The organism is Mesomycoplasma neurolyticum, assembly GCF_900660485.1.
In the GTDB taxonomy this organism is placed as follows: domain Bacteria; phylum Bacillota_I; class Bacilli_A; order Mycoplasmatales; family Metamycoplasmataceae; genus Mesomycoplasma_A; species Mesomycoplasma_A neurolyticum.
In genome coordinates, this window is sequence record NZ_LR214951.1 from 250253 (window position 1) to 274348 (window position 24096).

Here is a 24096-nt window from a genome sequence, read left to right on the forward strand (position 1 = left end):
ATCTTTAAAATTAAAAAATAAAACTTTAGACTATTAAAAGTTTAAAGTTTTATTTTTTAATTCCATTAATTTTATTTTTATGACTTAAATTTATGCCTTCTCTTGCCATAAATCTCTTATTTATTTTTTTAATATTTTGTTAATAATCTTTAATAAAATATAATGAATGAAATAAATTTAAAAATTATTAGTCCAAAAGGTGTTTTTAAAGCAATAAAATCTGATTTAGTAACAATTGAAGCAATTGATGGTTTTCCCGGTTTTCAATATAATATAACACCTGTTGTAACAATAATTGAAAATGTCCAAATTTGAATAAATTCATCATGATCTAAAAGCAAGAAATTTATTGAGCAAAATCTGCTTTTGTTTATGGTGATAAAGAAAATCTTTTTATCATTGTTGAAGAAACATCTAAAACTAAAGATGATTTTAAACAAATAAAAATTAAAAGTAAAAATCAACATTTCAGAATGCAGCATAAAAAAAACGATTAATAAGAAAAATATAGAAAAATCAAAGAAAAATAATTAAGTGTTTATTACAATATTACTTTTATAAAAAAAAGAAAAAACACAGCATTTATGTGTTTGCGTTTTCTTTTGTATTTTTTGCTTGTAGCAAATAATAAAATATTTTAACAAAATAAACAATATAAAAAAAATTTTGTATAATTAATGTATAATTAATTTGTTATTTGTTTTTAAATATAAAGAGTAACAAAAAAAGTAGAAAGAAATTATTTGTTTAATAAATGACAAACTATAAAAAAATAAAATCATTACTTATGTTTTCTATTTTAGGTGTAATTTCCACAACTTCTTTTATCGCTTGTACAGAAGTAAAAAATTCAAAAGAGAATGAAGAAAATTTAAGTCCTAAAACTCAAAAAGAAATGGAAAATAAAGAAAATCCAAATCCAAAAACTCAAAAAGAAATGGAAAATAAAGAAAATCCAAATCCAAAAACTCAAAAAGAAATAGAAAATGAAGAAAATCCAAATCCAAAAACTCAAAAAGAAATTAAAAAATATGTACATTCCACTAATTTATCTGATGCAGAATCTGATGAAATAGAAGATGAATTTCAATTAAAAGTTACAAAAGACGGTGAAGATAAATACTTAGAGATTTTAACTATTATTCAAAATCAACTAACAAATGGTTGAACAATTTATGAAATTTTTAATGAATCTTTAGACTATCGACATTATCCAAATCAAAAATGAGTTGAAGTAAAACTCAATAGTGATTGAAGAGCGAAAATTTTAAGTAAAAAAAATTGAGAAGTAAATTTTGATAATGATAATTGAATTATTGAATTTAAAATACCTATAAAAGAAAATGATTCAAAAATTTATAAAAAATTATTATTAAAATTTAAAAAACCTGAAAATATTTATAAACAAAGTATTATAGGATCAAGAAAAATACAAATTACTTTAAATGATAATATGCATGTTGATTATTCTAAGTTTAAAAATGATTTTTATAAAAAATTATTTGAAACAGGATCAGCTGGTGATGCTATTACTTCTATGTCTGAAGGAGAAAATCCTTGATTTAAGAAAGAAATAAAAGACACTAATTATATTGATCAGACATGAGAATATAATGTTGTTTTTAATGATGAAACTAAAGTAGTGAGATTAGAAACAAAATTAGTTAACATACATGATGAAGATGATGAAGAAGAAAACACATTTTACTTTAAATTTGATCAAAAAGATAAACCAACTTTAATGAATTTATCAAAAAATTTATTAAACGAAAAAGCTACAAATAAAAACCTGGATATAAAACTTTCGGAAAAAACTAAAAATAATTATTTAGATTTTGTGACATGACTCAAAGCATGAGCGCCACAAAAAAGAATTGATGAAATATTTAAATCTCATTTTACAGACGAAAAGACTTTTAAACATAACGAAAACTTAATTAGCTTTTTAGAAAATCAAGAAAACATAAGTTCATTATATGGTTGAAAAGTAGAATTTGATGACACTAATTTAATTATCAAGTTAACAGTAAAAGTAAATCAAAATATTTTCGAGAATGAAAAAATTATTGATAAACAACCTCGTGATGAAGTAATTATTCTTAAATTTAATTCACTTTCTGATAATGAAAAATATCCAAATGATAAAATTGTAATAGAATTAAAAGATGATTCTATGAGTTATCAAGAATTTGTTAATAAATACCAAGAAAATATTTATTCTAATAACACTCTTATAACTACATTGCAAAAAATATCAAAAGAAAAAGATTCGGCTTTTGTTTTTAATAATAAACCATTTGACAAAAATATTAATGAAGAATTTTATTTTGCAGGTTCTTCAATCATATTTGTAGAAGAAAATAAAACCATTGCTATTACAATATCAACAAGTTGAGAAGATGTTAATAATAACCATAAACCTGTTTATGATTACTATTCCTTTGTTTTAAAATTTAAATCCTAATATAGCGTTTTTTATATATTTTATCTTTAAAATTAAAAAATAAAACTTTAGACTATTAAAAGTTTAAAGTTTTATTTTTTAATTCCATTAATTTCATTTTTACGACTTAAAGTTATTGAACCAGTTTCAGTAACCAATAAGTCATCTTCAATTCTAGCTCCACCTAATCCTTCAATATAAATGCCTGGTTCAACAGTTATAACCATTCCAGGTTCTAAAATTGTTCCAGGTTGTTGACTAGAAACACTAGGCAATTCATGGACATCAATACCTAAACCATGACCTGTGGAATGAACAAAGTATTGACCATAACCTTTTGTTGTTATGTAATCACGACATGCTTTGTCTACTTCAAATGTTGAAATCCCAGGTTTTACTAGTTTTCTACCAATTGCCGCAGCTTCTTCAACAATAGTTAAAATTTCTTGATACTTAGAATCATTAGCTTTAGAACCAAAAATAAAAGTTCTTGTAATATCAGCACCATAACCATTGTAAATAGCCCCAAAATCAATAGTTAATAATTCACCTTTTTTAATTTTGCGCTCTGTAGGTTTGTGGTGAGGTAATGAAGAATTTGGGCCACTTGCCACAATAGTGTCAAAACACTCTTTTTGAGCTCCTAATTGTTTCATAAAATAGTTTAATTTATGATCAATTTCTCTTTCAGTTTGTCCTTCCTCCAAAGTTGGAATAAGTTTATCTAGAGCAAGAAGCGAAATGTCTATTGCTTTTTGAAGATTTTTAATTTCTTCATCAGTTTTTAAAATTCTAAGTTTTTGACCTAAAATTGGCTTATATTTTGCATTAGGAAAATATGTTTTTATTTTATTAAGTTCCCCCAATGTTATATAATCCTCCTCAATACCAATTACCTGATAATTTTTTGATTGAAAAAATTCCTTGAGATTTTTCGCAGTTAATAAAATTAATTCAGCATTTTTGGTTTGTTTACGTGCATATTCAATGTATCTTGAGTCAACAAAAAGATATTTTTTATCTTTCTCAATCACAACCATTCCTTCTGATGATTGAACAGTTGTTAATCAAAGTCTTGTTTGAGCTGTGAAAGAAATGATTACATCTATTTTTTCAGATAAAAAGTATTCATTTAAATATTTTGTGTTCATAATAAACTTTCTATTTTAAATTAATTATTTTTTTTCTTTATGCATTGTGTGTTTTGAACACTTTGAGCAATATTTAGATAATTCAATTTTTTCTACTTGAGTTTTTTTATTTTTTTTAGAAATGTAATTTTCCATTTTACAATCATTACATCTTAAAGTTATGCCTTCTCTTGCCATAATTCTCCTATTTATTTTTTTTAATATTTTGTTAATAATCTTTAATAAAGTATTAAAAATTATACCATTTTAATACATTATTTTTTATTTTTTTTATTCAAAAATACTAACCACACTTTTGTAGTTAGTATTTTTGAAATAATGTTTTTTGTTATTTTACTTTAAAAGCAACTTTTCCAGCTTTTAATCTTCCATAATGAACATCATAAACTTCTGTTTTTCTAGAATCTTGTGGAACAACATAAACAATTTCTGCATTTGTTGCTTTTTCACGAATGATTTGCATATCAACCTCAGCAACTAAGTCACCAGTTTTAACTTTTTGTCCTTGTTGTACATGTGATGTAAATCCTTCGCCATTTAAGTTAACAGTATCAATTCCAACATGAATTAGAACATTAACACCATTTTTCGAAGTAAAGCCATAAGCATGACCGGTTGGGAATGCTGTTGTGACCACTGAGTCAAATGGAGCATAAATTTTTGCTCTTTTAACATTACGTGGTACATAAATAGCAACTCCATCACCTACCATTTTTTCTGAAAATACACCGTCATTTAAAATTTCAAGTTTTTTCACAATTCCATATGTAGGATTTTTAATTTTGGAGTAATATCTTCTATGTTTTTTAACAACTACTTTGAGTGTACCATCTTCTGAAATCTCTTCGACTTCTTCTTCGACTTCTTCTTCATCATCAAATGTTAAGTCACTAAAATCAACCATATCATTAGCTTCTAAAACTTCATTTTCATATTCATGTTCTTCTGTAAACAATTCTTGATCATTAGATGTTATTTCTTCTTCTGGATTTGGAATATCATCTAAATCTTGAACATCAGGAATTTCATTATCAAAATCTAAAATTTCTTCTGTTTGATCTTTTTTCTTGAAATGTTTACAATAGTCTTTTGCAAAAACAACTTTTATTTTATCAGCTTCATTGTTTTCAATTAAACCTAAATCTGCATTCATATGAGAAATAATTGTTGCATTAATTTGTTCAGCTTTAGGTCCAAAAATAGCTTGTGCATGGTTATCACCAACAAACATAACACCTGTAGCACCTGCTGCCTTAATTCTATTAATGTCAACTTTGTTTTTATCAATAATATCGTATCTCAATCTAGAAGCGCAACTATTAAATGCTGTTATATTATCTCAACCACCGAAACCTAAAACAATTTCTCTTTCTCTTCAAGGTAACAATCCTTCATAAGAAGATGATTCATTTCTTGAATTATAATCTGCCTTAGTAAATAATCTTGTTGTTTGACCTCTACCTGGGGTTGCAAGATTAAATTTCTTAATTCAGAAGTAGAAAATAAAGTAATAAATTGGTACATAAAATACACCAATAATTGCTCATCATCAGAATTTTGTTCCTTTAAGAACAGGAAGAGCTCCATAAATAATTAAATCTAAGAAACCACCTGAAAATACTTGTCCAATGTGTGCACCGAATAAGTTCATTAACATAAATGCTAATGCACAGAAAAATGCATGGAATCCTCAGAATAAAACAGGTGATAAGAATAAGAATGTGAATTCAATAGGTTCTGTCACACCTGTGACTAAAGCTGTAAATGCACATGGTAATACAACACCAGATGCGAATTTTCTATTTTGTTTTGGTGCTGCCATAATCATAGCGAAAGCTGCTGCAGGTAATCCAAATTGCATAAATGGATATTTACCTTGCATAAATCTACCTACTTTTAGTGATAATTTTTGCTCATAAAAAGTAAATAATGGCAATGATTTTTGAACAAATGTTTTTTGACCATCTTTTGTTACAACATCGATGAATGATATATCATTAGCATCAATTCCTAATGAAGCTGCTGAAATTTTTGAATCACCTTGGAAAGAATCTCTATTTTTACTTACATAATCTAATAAATCAATGTAAGATAATCCACCATTTTTAAGATTTAAGTTTTTTAAATCAATATTCTTTTTAGCTATTTCAAGTGAATCACCACTAATTGCATAAGCTCCAACTGAATTTTTGATATATGCAATAGCTTCTGCATCTGTTGTAAATTTCATTGTAGTTTTTACATCATTAATTAAATTTAAATGATAATCATTTAATGATGAAGCTACATCACCACCAACAGATGTATATCATAATGGTGCATAAAATGCGTGATGCAACCCAAATGGAATTAATGATCTTTCAATAAATCCAAAAATTAATGATTCAAAACCATATGGAACTGTTTGAAGAAATCTTCCAAATAGATCCAATACTGTACCAACTCATGGTCAGAATAACAAGAATGCAAATGATAAAGGTATCATTGCAAAAATAGTTATAATTGATACAAATCTTTTTCCACCAAAAAATGAAATGTAAGTTGGTAATTGAATTTTGTGGAACCTATTGTATAAATAAGAAACAATAATACCAACAATAATTGATCCAAATACTGATGTTTGTAACGATTTGAAACCTAAACTATTACTAATAATTTGTTTTGAAGCTTCTAGGCTTCTTCCAGCTTTGTAAGAAATACCTAAAATTTCATAACCAAGGAATTCTAATATTTTATCCCCTTTATCATCAAGGATATAATAAACACCTAAATCCTTATTATGTTCAAGCATACCAAGTTTTGGATCTGCTAAAATTTTGTCAATTGTTTCAGCATCATTTGTCGCATCATAAAATTTATATTGATAAACATCAGTAAAGAATGGTGCTTGCACCGCTAAGAAGGTAAAATAACCAACGATAGCTGCAAAAACTCCGACTCCTGCTTCATTTGTAAATGCCACAACAAAAGCTGCTGCAAATAATAATGGTAAAGCATCGAAAACTGGTTTTCCTAATGCTTGAATAAAACTACCAAAAATTTTACCAGCATCAGAATTTGTATTAGAAGCAATGGTTGACCCAACACCCAATAGCAACCCAGCAATCGCCATAATAGAAATAGGTAATAAAAACGCACCTGAAATTTTAGAAAAAACTAATTTTCATTTTCCACTTCTGTTTTTATTATTCACTTTAACACTATTATTTTGTTTTCTAAGTGAAATCATTTTTTCCTTTCTTTAATTTTTTATTTGAAAAATAATTGTTTCAAGCCAAAAAAAGCTTATAAATATTTTTCTCTTAAATTATATATTATTTAAATATATTTATATATATGTATTTATTAATTAAATAAAAAAAATATTTAATTATTATAATTTTTTTTAAAAAAAATCAAAATATATATATTTTTTTATGTATATATACATAAACATTTTTTTAATTAAATATTAATTTATTTTTTTGTCTAAAATATCTAGAAAATATTTTTTTCAAAAAAAATAAATTTTTTAATATTTTTCTTATAAATAAAGTGTTAAAATATATTTATGAATTGATTTCAAATAAATAATGTCAATAAATATATTTTTTTAACTATTTTTATTTTGATTTTAGTAATAATAATTATTAGTGAAATTTTAAATTCTGGATTTTGAATAGGGATTGCATCGATTGGTAATATTATTGCAATAATTATTATTGCAGCTACAAAAGGTGAAACATTTTATATTATACTTTCATTAATTTTGTTTGTAATAATTGATTTAATAGCTTATTTTATTTTCTGGTTCTTTTTTAGAGAATATTTCTACAATAGAAAAAAAGCGAATAAAAATCTTGCAATTAAAAACTTGCTTTTTATTGAAAAAACAAAATTAATTGAAGATTCTTATGAAGAGAATGAAAATGAAAAATATGGAAAAATAATTTTTGATGACAAGATTTTTTTAACAATCTCTGTCAAAGGGGAAGGTTTGATTAAAAAAGGTGAAATAGTTCAAGTTAAACATGTAAAAGGTAATATTTTATATGTAGAAAGAATTCAAAAAAATAAAGGAGAATAAAAAAATGGTAGGTATTATCCTAGGCTCTATCTTTATAATTTTATTTTTAATATTTATAATTTCCTTGTTGATATTAGGAATAAAGAAAATTTCACAGTCTGAATTTGCAGTTGTTGAAAGATTAGGTAAATATAATAAAACTTTAGATAAAGGAATGAATTTTATTATTCCGTTTGTAGACAAAATTGTTTTAAGTGAAAATTTTAAAGAAAAAGCATTAGATTTTTCAGAACAAGCAGCTATTACAAAAGATAATTCAACTATTTTAGTTGATACAGTTGTATTTTTACAAATTACAGATCCACAAAGATATGCTTATGGAGCTGAAAAACCTTTGGTTGCTATTGAAAATTTATGTTATACAACATTAAGAAATTTAATTGGTGAATTAGAATTAGATCAAACACTAACTTCACGTGATACTATAAATAGTAAATTAACTATTATTTTAGATAGCGCTGCTAATTCATGAGGGATTAAAATTCATCGTGTTGAATTAAAAAATATCACACCACCAGTTGATGTTCAAAAATCAATGGAAAAACAATTAAGAGCAGAAAGAGAAAAAAGAGCAAACATTCTTGAAGCTGAAGGATTTAAAATTGCTTCAATTTTAAAAGCAGAAGGTGAAAAAGAAGCTGCTATTTTAAATGCTGAAGCTGAAAAAGCGACTAAAATCTTAAAAGCTGAAGGAGAGAGAAGATCGCTCGAATTACTTAATAGTGTTAAAATTAGCGATAGTGTTCTAACTCTCAAAGCTATTGAAAAAATTAGTGATTTAGCTAATGGTAAAGCAACTAAAATTATTATTCCACCTAATTTACAAAATGTTGCATCAATTATGGGGGCAACAAGTGGGATTTTAGATTTAAATAATCAAAAACATAGAGAAAAAGAATAATAATCATTTTATTAAATAAAATAATAAACAAAACACAACATAAATTAAAGTGTTGTGTTTTGTTTTTTTATATTTTTTAATTTATTTTAATATTATTGTTTTCTAAAATAAATAACATTTCTTTCAACTGTTTTTTTAAAGCTTTATTTTCTTGTTTAATTTTTTTTAATGAATTTTGAAATCGTTTTTCTTTTTTATTAAAATTATCTACTAATGATTTAAGTGTTTTAGTATCTAAAGCATTTACATTTTCTTGATCACTCATTAAAAGTTTTAAATCATGTTCAGCTTGAAGTTTGTTTTTAATGATGTAATTTTCATCTAATGTTTGTGTTTTAATGTGTCCTGTAATATTTGCAATTTGAGTAGAATTATAGCCGAGATAAGCTCATTGAGTAATTTTATTAGTTCTTAAAGTTTGAAAATTTATATCATGTTTTTTAAATTTATTAGGATGTCTTTTAGATAAAAATTTAAAAAATTTACTCATTCTTGAATTTAGTGATGAATTATTAATTTTTAGATTATTAAAATTAATTTCTAAATATATATCAACTAAATATTCAGGTATACCTACAACTCTTTGTGATTGTTTATGTTTAGTTTTTAAAACTTGAGTTGTAGTAAAATAATCAGAGTTTAAATTTTCAAAATCAGCGTTAATTATTTCATTAATTCTTGCTGCATTTTCATAAACCATTCAAAAATAGAATTCTAAAACTTTATCATTAAATATTTTTAATTCTTTAGTTAAAATTTCAATTTCTGTTGTAGTGAAAATTCTTTTTTCTCTAGAATCATTATTGTATGTATTTAATAATTCAACATTAAAGCTTTGCTTTTGATTTTTATTACATCATCTTAAAAAACTTTTAACAACTCTCATGTATAAAAGTTTTGTATTATTTCTTACATTAAGAGAAGAAATATATTTGTTAATTTGTTTAATAGTAATCTTTTCAAGTAAAATAATACGTTTTAAAAATGAAAAGTAAGTTTTTTGTGTTTTATAATTTTGTTTAGTAGATAAAAATAATTTGATCATTTTTTCATTATTTTTTAAAAAATTCATAATTTCCTTTCTTTTTTTTAAATGAAAAAATTATAAAAAAAGCATAAATATATAAAAAAATAAAAAGTCAGAATAAAAATTTATTTATTCATAAATGGCAATTTATAAACTTGGGGAAATTTCTAAAATAGTAAACGGGAGCACACCATCAACAAAAAGGATAGAATTATGAAAAAAAGAAATTCCGTTTTTAGGACCATCCGATATAGAAAATATGAAAATAAAAAGATTTATTACTAAAACACAAAAAATAAAAAGAAAAGGAACTGTTTTAATATCATCTACAGCAACGATTGGGAATGTAGGTATTTTGAAACAAGAATCATGATTTAACCAACAAATAACTTCTATTGAAGCAAATAATGATTTTATTTTAGATAAATATCTTTATTTTTATTTAAAAAAAATTAAAAATAAAATAATTTTAGAAAACAAAAATACTGCAACTATCTTTCCTATAGTTAAAATTAATTATTTTAAAAATTTAATTGTTGATATTCCACCTTTAGAAACCCAAAATTCAATAATAGATATTATTGAACCATTAGAAAAAGTTTTAAATAATTTTAAAAATCTAGAAACAAACATTAACAAATTTACAAATAAAATTTTCAAAATTTTAAAAAATAATTTTTATATTGATAATATTTACGAAATTTCAACTGGTAAATGAAATAATGATGTTATAGATGAAGAAAATGGTATTTACAATTTTTATTCATGTTCAGAACACATAAGCAAGTCATTTAAAAGCAATTACAATGGTAAATATATAATATTATCAGGTAATGGTAATTTTTATTGCTGATGATATAATGGTATTTTCGATTTGTATCAAAGAAATTATGCAATAAAACCTAAAAAATTATTTTTTACTACTTTTTGAACAATACAAAATTTTATTCAACAATTAAGAAATCAATCTAATGGATCAGTAATTAAATATTTAAAATTAAATCAAATAAAAAACATTAAAATTCTAGATGTTTCTTTAGAAAATGAATTAGAAAAAATTTATATATTGCTAAACACCTTAATACTTATTAAAAATAAAATTAATAAAATATTAAATTTAAAAATTAAGCTATTAGTAAATAATGAAAAACATTTATTTAAATAAAAATAGGTGTTTTTTAGATGAAAATTTTTAATATTTTTTTTAATATAGAATTTATATTTTTTTCTAAATTTATTAAATTTGATAATTGACTAAAAAGATTATTACTATATAAAATGTCTTTTTTAATAAAAATTTTATTAAGGTTTTCTTTATTTAGAGATTGCATTAATGTACCAGTTTGTAATTGATTTTTTTGATATATAAAATCGTTAGACAATAAAAAAGATAATAAATGATCATTTGTTTCATTTTTACTTTTTATATTAAAAAAACCAGTAGAAAAAACTATATTAGGAGCTTTTGAAAAAATCATCAATTTGTTTTCACCAATTATTTTTGAAAAAATAAATGAATTATCTTCTATTGTTAAATCTGCTCTTGATGGTTTTTTGGTTTGGTCTAATAAAATTAAATTTTCTTTATTTAAACTAAGTTCACTAACAAGTGAAGTTGGGCAATAAAATTTTTCATTTTTATATTTTTTATTTTTTATAATTATTTGATTTTTTATAGGTTCTTTTGAAGATTGATTTAGTTTATAAATTAAAATTAAATGTTTTTTTAATATTAATTTAATTTTATTTATTGTGTTTTTTAACTGTTCAATAGGTTCAATAATATCTATTATTGAATTTTGGGTTTTCAAATCAGGAATAATAGCTTCTAAGTTATTAATATCTTTTGCATAAATATGTTTGATTACACTGCCATCACCTATTTGTTTTAGTCTTTTTTCTTTTGTTTTTAAAAGAAAAAATAAATATTTTTCGTTTATAATGCTTAAATCTTTTGGTTTAACTAAAAATGCGCCTGTATTAATAGAAAATGGTTTATCTTGTCAAAAAACATTTCCAATACTACCATCTTTAGAAATTGTAATTCCTTTTTCATACATAAATGTATTTATATAACCGAAAATTCCATTATTAAATGAACTACTAGATACAACACCAAATTCACCATTATTTGCATCTACATATTTTTTTGTAAGTTTGCTATTACCTGAAATTACTTGAATTATTTCCTCAAGTTTATAAATTGCCATTTACATACAAAAAAACATACAAAAACCCAACACATTTATTTTTTAAAATGTGTTGGGTTTTATTTATAAATGGCAATTTATGAATTGAACAAAATTGTTAAATTTTTAAAAGGTAAAAATATAAAACAAAATGAAACACTAGAAAATGGTGAATTTAATGTTTATTCATCCAAAACTAAAGATAATGGAATTTTTGGTAAACTTAATACTTTTATTTTTGATGGTGAGTATATATTAATTACAAGTCATGGTGCATATGCTGGAACAGTTATTTATGTAAATGAAAAATTCTCTACTACAAGTAACTGTTTTGTTTTAAAGCCTGATAATAGTATTGTAAATACAAAATTTTTGTTTTATTTATTAAAAATGAATCAATTAAATTTAAACGCAATCGCCAAAGGTTCGGCTCAAGGTTTTTTAAGTAATAATGATTTGTCATATTATAGTGTAAAAATCCCACCTTTAGAAACCCAAAATTCAATAATAGATATTATTGAACCGCATGAAGAATTATTTTTGAGGCATAATCATTTGGTAAGAATTGATACTATTGAAAATGCTGAAAAAGATATAAAAACATTAATAGATATTATTGAACCCATTGAGCAAACAAAAAATTTAATTATTCAAATTGAAAAAAAAATATTAAAAATTTACCAACAAAGAAAATTAAGTAATGTTTTGATAAAAGATATTTCATATAAAATAAATACTGGTTTTGCTTATAACAAAAAGCATATAGAAGATAATGGAAAATACAAAATTTTTAAAATATCAAATATCGGAAATTCTTTAACACAAAATCAAGAAACTAACTTTATGAAAAATAATCTATTAAATATTGGGGATATTATCACAGGGCTTTCAGGCACAATTGGTACATCAAAAGTTATAACATCAAAAAATTGAGTTTCTAATCAAAGAACATTATCATTAACTTCAGATTACCCATTAAATATTTCAGAAAGCATAAAAAAACAAAAAACAGAATTATTAAATATAGCTACTGGCGCTGCTCAAAAAAACATTACTAAAAACAATATTTTAGAATTGAAATTAATAAAAACTTATAATATTGATTTAAAGATAAATGAAATATACATAATTTTAACAAAAATTAAAAAAATATTAACTGTATTAAAAAAACAAATTTTAAAATATTATTTTTAAAATTTTGTTTTTTAATTTTTGGATTTTTTGTTCAATTTTTTTTAATTTAAAGTCAAAATAATATATTTTTTCAATTAATTGAACATGATTAAATTCGAAATTTATTAATTTATTTTTTGCTTTTGAAGCATGCATTATAGTTGTTCCTACTGAAAAATTTTTAATAATTTTTTGATTAAACTTGTTTATTAAATTTAAATATATTTCCACATCTTTTTTTGTTTTAGATTCTACTTTATATGCATATCCATTAAACCCTTCGATATTATTATTCACTATACCTGTAGTTGCATCTAAAGATATTAAAATATCACCAAAATGCACATTTTTCTTATCACATGTAAAATCATTAATTTTCCCTTGTAACGAAGATATATTAATAAAAGTATTTTTTTCACATGATGTATTTTGATTTTTACTTTTATTTTTTCCTTTAATAAAAGACACATTTTCATAAAGAAAATTATTGCGCCTTATAGAGAAATTATCAAAAAATCAAAAATAAATTTTATCAATGTTTTTTTTCATTTTTTTTATTTTATTTTCTATTAGTTCATTTGGTTCAATAATATCTATTATTGAATTTTGGGTTTCTAAAGGTGGAATATTTACACTATAATATGACAAATCATTATTACTTAAAAAACCTTGAGCCGAACCTTTGGCGATTGCGTTTAAATTTAATTGCTTCATTTTTAATAAATAAAACAAAAATTTTGTATTCACAATATTATTATCAGGTTTTAAAACAAAACAGTTACTTGTAGTAGAAAATTTTTCATTTACATAAATAACTGTTCCAGCATATGCACCATGACTTGTAATTAATATATACTCACCATCAAAAATAAAAGTATTAAGTTTACCAAAAATTCCATTATCTTTAGTTTTTGATGAATAAACATTAAATTCACCATTTTCTAGTGTTTCATTTTGTTTTATATTTTACCTTTTAAAAATTTAACAATTTTATTCAATTCATAAATTGCCATTTATGAACTCCTTTCTTTAATTTTTTTAAATATAATTTGATTATTAATCAAAATTATTTTCTGTATTTTATTTTGTATATTTGTTAATATTTTTATTAATTTTTCAAGTTTATTTATAATTAATATCATTTTTTGTTGATTTGCTAATGTTGGAAGTGAAAGTGTTAAATTTAAAATTGTTAAAAAATTTATTCCACCCAACAATGTTGATGTTTTATTTTTTTGTTTTCAATTTAATCAAAAATTTGAATAATTAAAATATTTAAAAAAGTCTTTTTGAATTTTAGTTTCATCAATATTTAATTTTACTAATGAGCTATCAAAAACAGCTGAGTTTTCTTCATAAATATTTTGAATTCCAAAACTAGGTTCTGGGAATCTAGTAAAGAAAACATCATTTTTGTTAGCAAAAAAACTTTCTAATTTTTCATCATAAAATGTCATTTTGTCATTTAGATTATTATTTTTGAAACTCTTGTAAGTTAAAATATATAAATTATTTTTTTTATCATCTGACTCAAAGTTAATTTTACCCATTTTATATGGTTTTTGTTTATCTAATAAATCAGATAATAAATAATTTTGTTTATTACTTTTATTCATAACATAATTAAGTGTTTTAACTAATAAATTATTAATTTGAAATATAGGATTTTCAAAAAATTTTTCAAAAAATACAAGACTTTCGTTTGTTTTTTTTCAATTTTGAACAATTTCTTTTTGAATACTTAATTCAGGAATACTTAACTTTAAGCTTTTTAATTTTTTTAAACTTAAACGTTTGATGAAATCTCCCTCAATTGCATATTGACTAATTTTAGTATTTAGTGATTTTAATAGTAAATATAAAAAATCTAAAATTACAATATTTTTATTTGGTTTTACAATAATTAAATGTGATGTAGCACTAAATTTATATTTCCTTAATGTGAAAAAAATATTATCTTCAATCCCTAATCTTGGCAATGTAATACAATTTTGAAAATCAAATGTCTCAACTTTTCCAATAATCCCATCATTTTTGGAAGTAGATGAAATTAGAGGGTATTCTCCTTTGCTTTCTGTTGGTTTTTTTAAAATTTTACCAAGATAAAATTCAGCTATTTCTTCTAATTTGAAAATATTTGGATTTTGAATTTGTTTCATATTACTTTTCCTTATTGATTTTAATTTTTGTAGTTATAAAATATTTTTTTTGCTTTTGTTTTATGGAAAGACTGTTGCTAATTAAATAAATAATAAGGAATTAATTCTATTTTTCTTTTTCTTGCCCATCAGCAAATTTAATAGCTTGTTCAATAGATTTTTCAACATCAGGAATTAAATCAGTGAATTCTTTAAATAAAATTTTAAGTTCATTTTGAATTTCTAGAATCTCTGCTTTTAGTTGTTCTTTATCCACTTCTTCTTCTAGTAAATCAATGTATCTTCCAGGTACAAGTGAATAATCATTTTCTTTAATTTCATTTAATGAAACTCTTTTTGCAAAACCTTTAATACTAAAATCTTTATTTAACTTAGCATCATTATAAGCAGAAACTATTTCATTAATATTTTCTGTGTTAAACACTCTAAGTTTTTTAGTAGCTAATTCTCCTAAATTTTCAGCATTAATAAAGATAACATCGTCATTTAATTTGTTATTATTAAAAATTCAGATTGTGGCAGGAATGCCAGTTGTGTAAAATAATTTATCTGGTAAAGAAATTATTGCTTCTATTTTATTTTCTTCAAGCATTTTTTTTCTAATGCTTAGCTCTTCTTTTTGTGAAGAAGAAAGCGCACCATTAGCAAGAATAACAGCTGCTCTACCATTTTCATTTAATTTATATAAAATATGGGATAATCAAGCATAATTAGCATTTTTTGTAGGTGGTAGTCCTCATTTGTATCTTGGATCATCTGAAGCATTTTCATTTTCTCATATTTTAAGATTAAATGGTGGATTTGCTAATACAATATCAAATTGTTCAAAACCACTTAAGTCTTCTTTGAAAGTGCTTTCTGCTTTGGAACCAAGATATGTATCATCAGGATCAAAACCATTTAAAATTAAGTTAATTTTTGCTAATTTTCATGTTGTAGATGAAAATTCTTGACCATATACTCTCATTTGGGTTACATCTTTTTTATGTTTTTCTAAATATTTTTTAGCTTGAACAAACATTCCACCTGTTCCACAAGCTGGATCATAAATTTTACTATCGCTGTCTGGAGCTAAAATAGCAACCATAAGTTCCACAATGGATTGTGGTGTGTAAAATTCTCCACCATTTTGACCTTGTTTTCTAAAAAAGTTTCCTAAAAAATATTCATATAGTCTACCTATAAAATCTTCTTTAAGTTCAGAAAAATTAATGTCAGAAAACTGTTTAATTACTTTACTTAATCTTTGTTTGTCTAAATCTTCACGACTAAAATTTTTTTCAAATAAACCTTTTAATGAATTGTTTTGTTCTTCTAGCGCTAATAAAGCCTCATCGATTTTTATTCCAATTTCTTCTTTACTTATATATTTTTGAATATTTGATCAGCTGGCACTTTCTGGCACAATAAATTGAACATCATACCTTTTAAGTAAATTTAAATCTTTTTTTGCTAATAATCATTTTCTTTCACCATCATTCAAATATTTTTTTCTAATTTGTTCTCCTGCTTTTTCATATTTATCAGACATTGCTTTTAAAAATATAATAGCAATAATAATGTGCATATATTGTTCAGAAGGAACATTCCCCCTCATTTCATCACATGATTTTCATAATTTTTCTTTGATTGAATCAATATAATTGATTTCGATATTTTGTTTGGACATTTTTTTACCTCTTTTTTTTTTTTTTTTGAATTTAATATATAAATTCTTATATATAATGTTTAATTAAATAGCTAAATAATTATTTAAAATTGCATTTATTTTTAGATGCAATAATATTATAACATGAATTATGAGTTTTTTTACAAACTTTTTATTTTTTATTAAAAAAAATGCTTTTTTGTAATTTTAAAAAGTATTTTTTTTGTTTTTTATTTAATAAAATTATTAGAAGTTTCGTTGTCAATCACTCTTTCTATTTCGTCTATAAACAATTTGTTTGCTTTATTTTTAATAATTTGATTTTCTTCTGTATCATCCATAGTAGGAGGTCAATTATTATCGTGCAATATTCAACTAATATCACTAATAATCGCTTTTCTTTTTTGCCTAGATTTAATTCATCCTTTTTTAAAAGGCGACATACCATTATTGGTTAATTTTTGATAAATTTCCTTTGCTATTCTTTGTAATGTATCCTTATCTTCATATTCATTTTCTATGAATAAAACATCCATAAATCTTTTCACTAAAATTTCTTCCTGACTTAAATTATCATTATTATCCAAATTTATTTTTTCAATAATTTCATTCAATTGTTTTATAAATTCTTCATAAGATATGTTTTTTTCCATAAATTTTTTATATATTTCACGAAGTTTTTTTGAATACTTTTCTTGTGCAGTTTTAGAAATGTTTTGTGAGTAATCGATAAATGTTTGCACTGCTCTTACTACCATGTCAGCTTTTAAATTATATATTTCACTTAAGTTTTTTTCGATTCTTTGAATTCTATTGTGTATTCACTCAAAATTTATTTTTTCTTTTGAGTAATTTGGCAGTATTTCTTCATAAATTAATGCACTATCTAAATCTTTTTGATTTCTTTCTTTTCATTTTATTCAGTCAATTGAAGAAACATTTTTTTTTGCAATATAATCATAAATATTAAATAAATTTTTTACCATAATTTTTTCATTTTTAGTTAAATTGTAAAAAACTAAATTTAAATTCTTTTTTAAATTATTAGTCATTAACATAAATTTATTTAATTCTTCTTCTGATGAATTAAAATAAAAAGCATTGATAGTTTTATTGAACAATGAATTATTTGCAATCATTTCTTCTATTTTGGTTTCATTGAAAAAAAGTTTGTAAATTTTATTTAATTCAAGTAAAAATAATTTTTTTAATTTTTCCACATTTTTTTCACTGTCTTTTATAGTAATATCTTTTTTATTTTTATTATTAATATCTTTTCTATCTCAATAAAAATCAAGTGCATCTTGTAAATTTCTATATATACCAATATAGTCAACAATAAGTCCATTTTCTTTTTTTTGATTTCCTTTTTTGAAGGTTCTATTAACTCTTGCAATAGCTTGCATTAAATTATGCATTTTTAAAATTTTATCTATATATATAACATCTAATGCTGGAACATCAAAACCAGTTAAAAGTTTATCAACAACAATTAATATTTTTACTTCTGAATCAACATCTTTAAAATCTTTGATAATTTTAATTTCATTTTGATTAATTAAAAGTTCATGCATTTCAGGAAATTCTTTTTTATCTTTTTGACTGTTTGTTGTTACAACTAATTTAACTTTATCTTGAAAATCTGGTCGCTGATTTATAATTTCTTTATAGTACTTATATGCAACCTCCCTGTTGAAAGCAACAAACATAGCTTTTCCATATAGTCATTTTTTTCTTCTTTCATAATGTTGAATAAAATGTTTAACAACATTTGTAACTCTTCCAGAAGAAAAAATAAAATTTTGAATTTCTTTAATTTTTAACCTATTTTTATATTGAATAGCTTGTTTTTTTAATTTTATATTTTCATTTTGATAAATGATATTTGTTTCTTCTTCGTCAATATCATCAATAAGTTTTAATTGTTCTTCTGAAAGTTGCGCATCAATTTTAGAATCTTCATAAAATATATCTACAATTGTTTTATCTTGTAGTGCATCTACAAGTCTGTATTCATCGATATAATCACCAAAAATTCTCTTAGTTTCAACATCTTTAGTTTCTATTGGTGTTCCTGTAAAACCAATAAATTTGGCATTAGGAAATGAGTCTCTTAAAATTCTTGCATATGTTCTTTTATATTCATCAAAGTCCACATCTGCTTTAAAAATTTCTTTATAACTTTGTGAATCATAACTATTATGTGATCTATGTGCTTCATCTGTAATTATCAAAATATCATCACGTTTATTAATAATAGAAAAATCATTATCTCTAAATTTTTGTATATTTGCAAAATAAATTCCATTAACTTTTGTATTTTCTAATATGTTAATAATATCTTGGGTTTTTTCAATTTTTGTTGGTTTTTCTAATAAATATTCTGCAGAATTATTAAATGTATCAAATAATTGATTTTGTAGATCAAGTCTATCTGTTACAACTAAAACTGTTAAATTAGGTGCAATTTCTTGTCTTAGCATTCGAGTTAACATTACCATTGTTAGCGATTTACCTGAACCTTGTGTATGTCAAACAATACCTAATTTATTTGAATTTTGTCTATAAACATCTAATGTTTTTTTTACTGTATAATATTGATAATATCTAGGTATTATTTTTTTAAGGTTTTTATCATAAAAAACAAAATTTTTAAATATTTCTAAAATATTTTTTTTATTTCAAAAATCACTTTCTAAAACATTTTCTTGTTTATCATTTTCTCTTCAGTGATTAAAAGTACTTTTTTTAGAAATCGGATTCCCTATTAACATTTCATGCAAATTTGAAACAAAAGAAAAAATATTTGTAGCAAATAAATCAGGCAAATGCATTGCATAATTAGTTATTTGATAAATAGCTTCTTCAATAAGTGATGTATTTAGTTCACTATATGTTTTTAATTCTCCTACAATAATCGGAAGTCCATTTATAAATATAACAATATCAGGAATGTTTTCATTATTTTTTCCATATTTACTATTCATTCTAAATTGATTAGTAACAATAAATTCATTATTTTCAACATTGTCAAAATCAATTATTTTTCATAATTTATTAATTTGTTCTTTTTCTCTTCTTATTGTAAAACCATTTTTCATTATTTTTAATAATTCGCTGTTTTTTTTATCTGGATTTGCATCAGAAGATAAATCTTGAATCTTTCTTATAATTTTATTAACTTCATCTTGTAAAATACCTGGATTAATTGTTCTTAAACAATCTTCAAAAGTTTTATTAAAAAATGGTTGATTTTTATCATATTCTCTACTTTCTAATGATTCTTCATCATCTAGATATTTATATCCTTTTGTTTTTAAAACTTCAATAAAATTTAATTCAATATCTTTTTCTAACATTATTATCACTCCTATTAAATAAATTTTTGGATCATAATTATTATAACATATAAAAAATATTTGTAAATTAAAAAATACATTTTTTTTTATAAAATAAAAAATGAGTTATTTTACAAATATTTAAAAGTAAAAATTAGTTATTTTTTTAATTTTACAATAATAAATACATATAAGAAAAAATTAAATTGTTTATTTTCATCAATCGCAACAACACTACAAAAAAACATATAATATTGTTGCTAATTTATATCTTAAAAAAATCTTTTAAGTAATTTACAACATTTTAAAAAAAATACAATTTGTTTTCGTTTTTTTACAAGAATGTTTTTTTATATTATTTTACTGTAATTATTTAGTAGAAATAAATCATTATAAAATTTTATTACTTTTTAAATTTATTTTTTATCCTAAATAAAAAAAGCGAATTAATAATATAAAAAAACACCTGTTTTTTTAAAAAGGTGTTTTTAATTTATTTTTAAATAGTTTTTCATTTATTTTCACTTTGATCAAAAACAAAGGTTTTAGATTGTTTTTTGTTTAATTTATAATCATAACTTATTATATAATATGAACTATTATAATCCATATTTTCCATCAAAATATCTTTACTTCTTGTGAAATATACTAACTTATCATTTTTATATAATTCATATCCAATAGTGGAATCTTTTTCAGGAATATCAGTCACAACTTTTCACTTACTATTTTCTTGTTCAAAGGTTATATTTAGTTCTGTTTTATCTGAATAAAGTGGAAAATTTTGCGCTTTAAAAGTAAAAGTGTTTAAAGTGATATATTCAATAGGTAGTGAAAATTTAGGAAACTGACTTGTAAATGATTTAACTATTTCTGGAATATCATTTTGACCATATCTTTGTAAAATATCGCTAAAATCATAACCACTAACTATGCTTAATAATGCAACTATTCTTCAACTATTAATAATTTTTTTTCTATCCATATTAGCTTGTTGCTCATTAGGAATAATTTCCATAACTTTATTAAAATCATCATCTTTTTCTCTAATTATCCTTTGCATAGCTCCTCATAAACCATATTTTTTAATATCTTCTTTATATTTAGAATTAGAATCTTTTAAATCAAAATTTTTTAAAAATGTAAATGAAATATATCATGAATAAATTGGAGGTCAAAACTTTTCTGAAAGAAAAAAATCATTATTTTCCTTTTTGTTAATTTTATTCATTAGTTTTTCATTAAATTTTTTTTCAATTCTAGGTATTGCTTCATGATAAAAGCGTAATTCAGAATCAAGTGTAATTTTTGAATTAGGATTTTGTTTTACATAATTTTCAAAATCTTTTCTTGCTGCTTCCATACCAAAAAGATTATTAGTAGAATCTGGATACATTATATTTCTATTATCTGTTGTGTGACCTAACTCATGTAAAAATCCTCATCCATGCATTTGTCTACCAATTAAAAAGTCTCGAGAATAACTTGTTGGTAAATGAAAATATTCACCAATCGCAAAAAAAGTAGATGGTTTTATAATAGTTGAAGTAAAATACATATGAACTTTAGAAGGTGTTATATGATTAGCTTCATTTAGATCCTTAGCTTCATATCCATCAAACTTTCTAATTCATTTAAATAAATTTTCAAGCTTTGTAGCATAATTTTCAATAAAATTAATAGCATTTTCTTTAGATTCAAATAATGGTTTATCAGTTAATTGTTTATATGCTTCTTCTAATTCTCTAGAACCTATGCTAATTTGGAAATTGCCTTGTTCTTCAAATTGAAATTCCAAAATAGTCATATTAGGTTTGTCATAACTATTAACTGTTTTATTATATTCTTTTAATTCATTAATGTAATTTCAAAATCTTTCACCATTATCATTTTGATCATGTTTATAAATAAAGTAAGGATGTTTTTGAATGGTTGGTTCATCATTTGAGGGTTCAACTCTTATTTTAACAGAACGATTACCATCATTAATTAAAAAAAGCATTTTAGCATATGGTTCATTAGTCATGTCAACTTCAAATTTATTGAGTTTACGTTCTAAATTTCATTTATTCAAAAGAACATTTTGTCATTTATTATCTTTAACATTATTAACCGGTCTTGCGCCAATTCTAATAAAATTATTTTTATTATCTATTTCTCCTTCAAGATAAACATTAAATTTATTAATGATTCCAGGTACAAGATAATAACCTAAAATTTCGGCATTTTCATATCTAAAATCTTGGTTTGTTCTTTCTCTATTGCTATTGGCACTTTTTAAATTTGGGGAAGTGTTTATTTGAGATGTGATATTATTTTTATTTTTTTCAAATTTTTCTTTTTGTAATTTTATATTTTCTAATAATTTGTTAAGTTTTTTAGCAATTCTTTCATTAGAGTAATCTTTGTAAAATTCATTAATTTTATTTTTTATTTCTTGTTGTTTTGCTTCTTCTACAAGTGAATCATCAAACTCTGTTCCTAAATCATCTTTAAAAGGGAATGATAATTGGTTATAAATATCGTAAATTTCTGAATCTCCAAAAGCATTTCAAATTAATTTGTTTTCATGACTATTCTGAATAACTATAAAGTCATCAATATCTCTATTGTCAGTTTTTCTTTTATAATCTTTTTGAACATAAATATTTTCAAGACTTTCTAGAGCTTGTTCATTAGCGAATTCTAAAATTTTAAAATTATTATTTTTTGCATGTTCTGCTGAAAAAATGAATAATTTATCATTTTTACCATATTTTTCAAGTTTATCAAGAATTTTTACACTTGCATTTTTTTTACCTAAAACAATTGCCCTAGGTAAATTTTTGAAATCAATTTGTGAACCTAAAATTAATTGACTTCCTTCATGAATTCAAATAATTACATCACTATTATAAAAACTATTATTTTTAAACTTTACATTTTGTATTTCAAGAGAACTTTTTTGATCAGCAACAAAAAAGATTTCTCACTGTGCATTATTGTTTTCAATTATTGAATTAGAAAGAATAGTTTTACCCTTTGAATATGATAAAACATAGTGATGCCCAGTGTTGTTTAAAATTTTACCTGAATTCATTTCAAAAATAGAGTCTTTTTCATTCCTGAAAGCAGCAGATACATAAGATTTAGCACCTGATATTTCTGCATTATTTAAAATAATGTGCCCTTTATTTCAAAAAGTTGCAAATTTTGTATTAAATTTATTATTATTATTATTAGCATTAAGAAATTTAGCGTTTGTAGCTGACAATTTAGCATTTTTTAAAACATGTATTAAAGGATTATCTTGGAGAAATTTATTTTCTCCATCAAAAACTATGAAATCATCAGTTTTTTTTGTTATCAAAGTTAAAGAACTGTTTTCTTCTAATTCCAACATTTTAAAACCTTCTTCAAATTTGGAATTAAATTTAAAAGTTAAATTTTTATTAGTTTTAAAAGTTAAATTTTTATTTATAATGATTGTTTCATCTAATTCTATTAATTCTTTATTAATATTAATGATATCATTTTCAACAGCTTTTTTAATTGCTTGCTCTAATGTTTCAAAATTTTGAATACCGTTTTTATCTTCTATATAAATTGTATTATCTAATTTTTCAAATGAATCATTTGAACTATCTTCATTATTTTGATCATTATTATCAATTGGTTTTGGGTCAACTTTATTGTTATCTTCATTATTTTGATCATTATTATCAATTGGTTTTGGGTCAACTTTATTGTTATCTTTATTGTTTTGATCATTATTATCAATTGGTTTTAGGTCAACAATTGGTTTAACTTTATCATTACCTTCATCTTTAGAAACATTAATAGTTGTTTTATTTTTGTTTTTTGAAAGTGGAACAAAAATTGCGATAGCTATTGTTGTTGTGGTAACTATCGATCCTAAAACAATAAAAGCTATTTTTTTCTTATTTTTTAAAATGCTTTTTTTATTCATGCGTCTAATTATAATTAATTTTTTTGCAAAAAAAAAAAAAATAAAAAAGTAA

The 24096-nt window shown here is 22.6% G+C and carries 16 protein-coding genes; 6 read left to right on the plus strand and 10 right to left on the minus strand.

Annotated features, from left to right (window positions below):
- The first annotated feature begins 162 nt into the window (after positions 1–162).
- Positions 163–444, plus strand: a complete 282-nt coding sequence (locus EXC65_RS01040) for a hypothetical protein (protein ID WP_129719656.1) — start codon at positions 163–165, stop codon at positions 442–444.
- A 310-nt stretch (positions 445–754) separates the two neighbouring features.
- The gene (locus EXC65_RS01045; RefSeq protein ID WP_129719657.1) at positions 755–2464 is read left to right on the plus strand and encodes a hypothetical protein; all 1710 of its coding nucleotides are present in this window, start codon (positions 755–757) and stop codon (positions 2462–2464) included.
- 71 nt (positions 2465–2535) lie between these two features.
- On the opposite strand, the gene EXC65_RS01050 is transcribed toward EXC65_RS01045, so the two are convergent.
- From EXC65_RS01050 to EXC65_RS01060, 3 genes are all read right to left on the minus strand, one after another.
- Entirely contained in the window at positions 2536–3594 is a 1059-nt protein-coding gene (locus EXC65_RS01050) for an aminopeptidase P family protein (protein WP_129719658.1), read from the minus strand.
- Between the two features lie 24 nt (positions 3595–3618).
- Entirely contained in the window at positions 3619–3771 is a 153-nt protein-coding gene (gene rpmG, locus EXC65_RS01055; protein ID WP_129719659.1) for a 50S ribosomal protein L33, read from the minus strand.
- Between the two features lie 151 nt (positions 3772–3922).
- A complete protein-coding gene (locus tag EXC65_RS01060) occupies positions 3923–6823 on the minus strand; it encodes a PTS transporter subunit IIABC (protein WP_129719660.1) in 2901 nt (966 codons plus the stop codon).
- Positions 6824–7144: 321 nt separating this feature from the next.
- On the opposite strand from EXC65_RS01060, the gene EXC65_RS01065 reads away from it, so the two are divergent.
- A complete protein-coding gene (locus EXC65_RS01065; RefSeq protein WP_129719661.1) occupies positions 7145–7660 on the plus strand; it encodes an NfeD family protein in 516 nt (171 codons plus the stop codon).
- 4 nt (positions 7661–7664) lie between these two features.
- On the plus strand, positions 7665–8561 hold the full coding sequence (locus tag EXC65_RS01070) for an SPFH domain-containing protein (RefSeq protein ID WP_129719662.1): 897 nt from the start codon (positions 7665–7667) through the stop codon (positions 8559–8561).
- Between the two features lie 76 nt (positions 8562–8637).
- Here the strand turns inward: EXC65_RS01070 and EXC65_RS01075 are convergent, their stop codons facing one another.
- Positions 8638–9633: a site-specific integrase gene (locus tag EXC65_RS01075; RefSeq protein ID WP_129719663.1), complete on the minus strand. Its 996-nt coding sequence runs from the start codon at positions 9631–9633 to the stop codon at positions 8638–8640.
- A gap of 94 nt (positions 9634–9727) precedes the next feature.
- On the opposite strand from EXC65_RS01075, the gene EXC65_RS01080 reads away from it, so the two are divergent.
- A complete protein-coding gene (locus EXC65_RS01080; RefSeq protein WP_129719664.1) occupies positions 9728–10753 on the plus strand; it encodes a restriction endonuclease subunit S in 1026 nt (341 codons plus the stop codon).
- A gap of 13 nt (positions 10754–10766) precedes the next feature.
- On the opposite strand, the gene EXC65_RS01085 is transcribed toward EXC65_RS01080, so the two are convergent.
- Positions 10767–11798 (minus strand): restriction endonuclease subunit S, encoded by a 1032-nt coding sequence (locus EXC65_RS01085; RefSeq protein ID WP_129719665.1) that lies wholly within the window; start codon positions 11796–11798, stop codon positions 10767–10769.
- A 69-nt stretch (positions 11799–11867) separates the two neighbouring features.
- On the opposite strand from EXC65_RS01085, the gene EXC65_RS01090 reads away from it, so the two are divergent.
- A complete protein-coding gene (locus tag EXC65_RS01090; protein ID WP_129719666.1) occupies positions 11868–12971 on the plus strand; it encodes a restriction endonuclease subunit S in 1104 nt (367 codons plus the stop codon).
- Here the strand turns inward: EXC65_RS01090 and EXC65_RS01095 are convergent.
- From EXC65_RS01095 to EXC65_RS01115, 5 genes are all read right to left on the minus strand, one after another.
- Positions 12954–13913, minus strand: coding sequence for a restriction endonuclease subunit S (locus tag EXC65_RS01095; RefSeq protein WP_129719667.1), 960 nt, complete (start codon positions 13911–13913; stop codon positions 12954–12956). The two genes, EXC65_RS01090 and EXC65_RS01095, sit on opposite strands and share 18 nt — an antisense overlap.
- 50 nt (positions 13914–13963) lie before the next feature.
- The gene (locus EXC65_RS01100) at positions 13964–15109 is read right to left on the minus strand and encodes a restriction endonuclease subunit S (RefSeq protein WP_129719668.1); all 1146 of its coding nucleotides are present in this window, start codon (positions 15107–15109) and stop codon (positions 13964–13966) included.
- A gap of 106 nt (positions 15110–15215) precedes the next feature.
- Complete coding sequence (locus tag EXC65_RS01105; RefSeq protein ID WP_129719669.1) at positions 15216–16778, minus strand: type I restriction-modification system subunit M; 1563 nt, start codon at positions 16776–16778, stop codon at positions 15216–15218.
- Between the two features lie 209 nt (positions 16779–16987).
- Complete coding sequence (locus tag EXC65_RS01110; protein WP_129719670.1) at positions 16988–20116, minus strand: type I restriction endonuclease subunit R; 3129 nt, start codon at positions 20114–20116, stop codon at positions 16988–16990.
- A 478-nt stretch (positions 20117–20594) separates the two neighbouring features.
- A complete protein-coding gene (locus EXC65_RS01115) occupies positions 20595–24044 on the minus strand; it encodes a hypothetical protein (RefSeq protein WP_129719671.1) in 3450 nt (1149 codons plus the stop codon).
- Positions 24045–24096 lie beyond the last annotated feature (52 nt).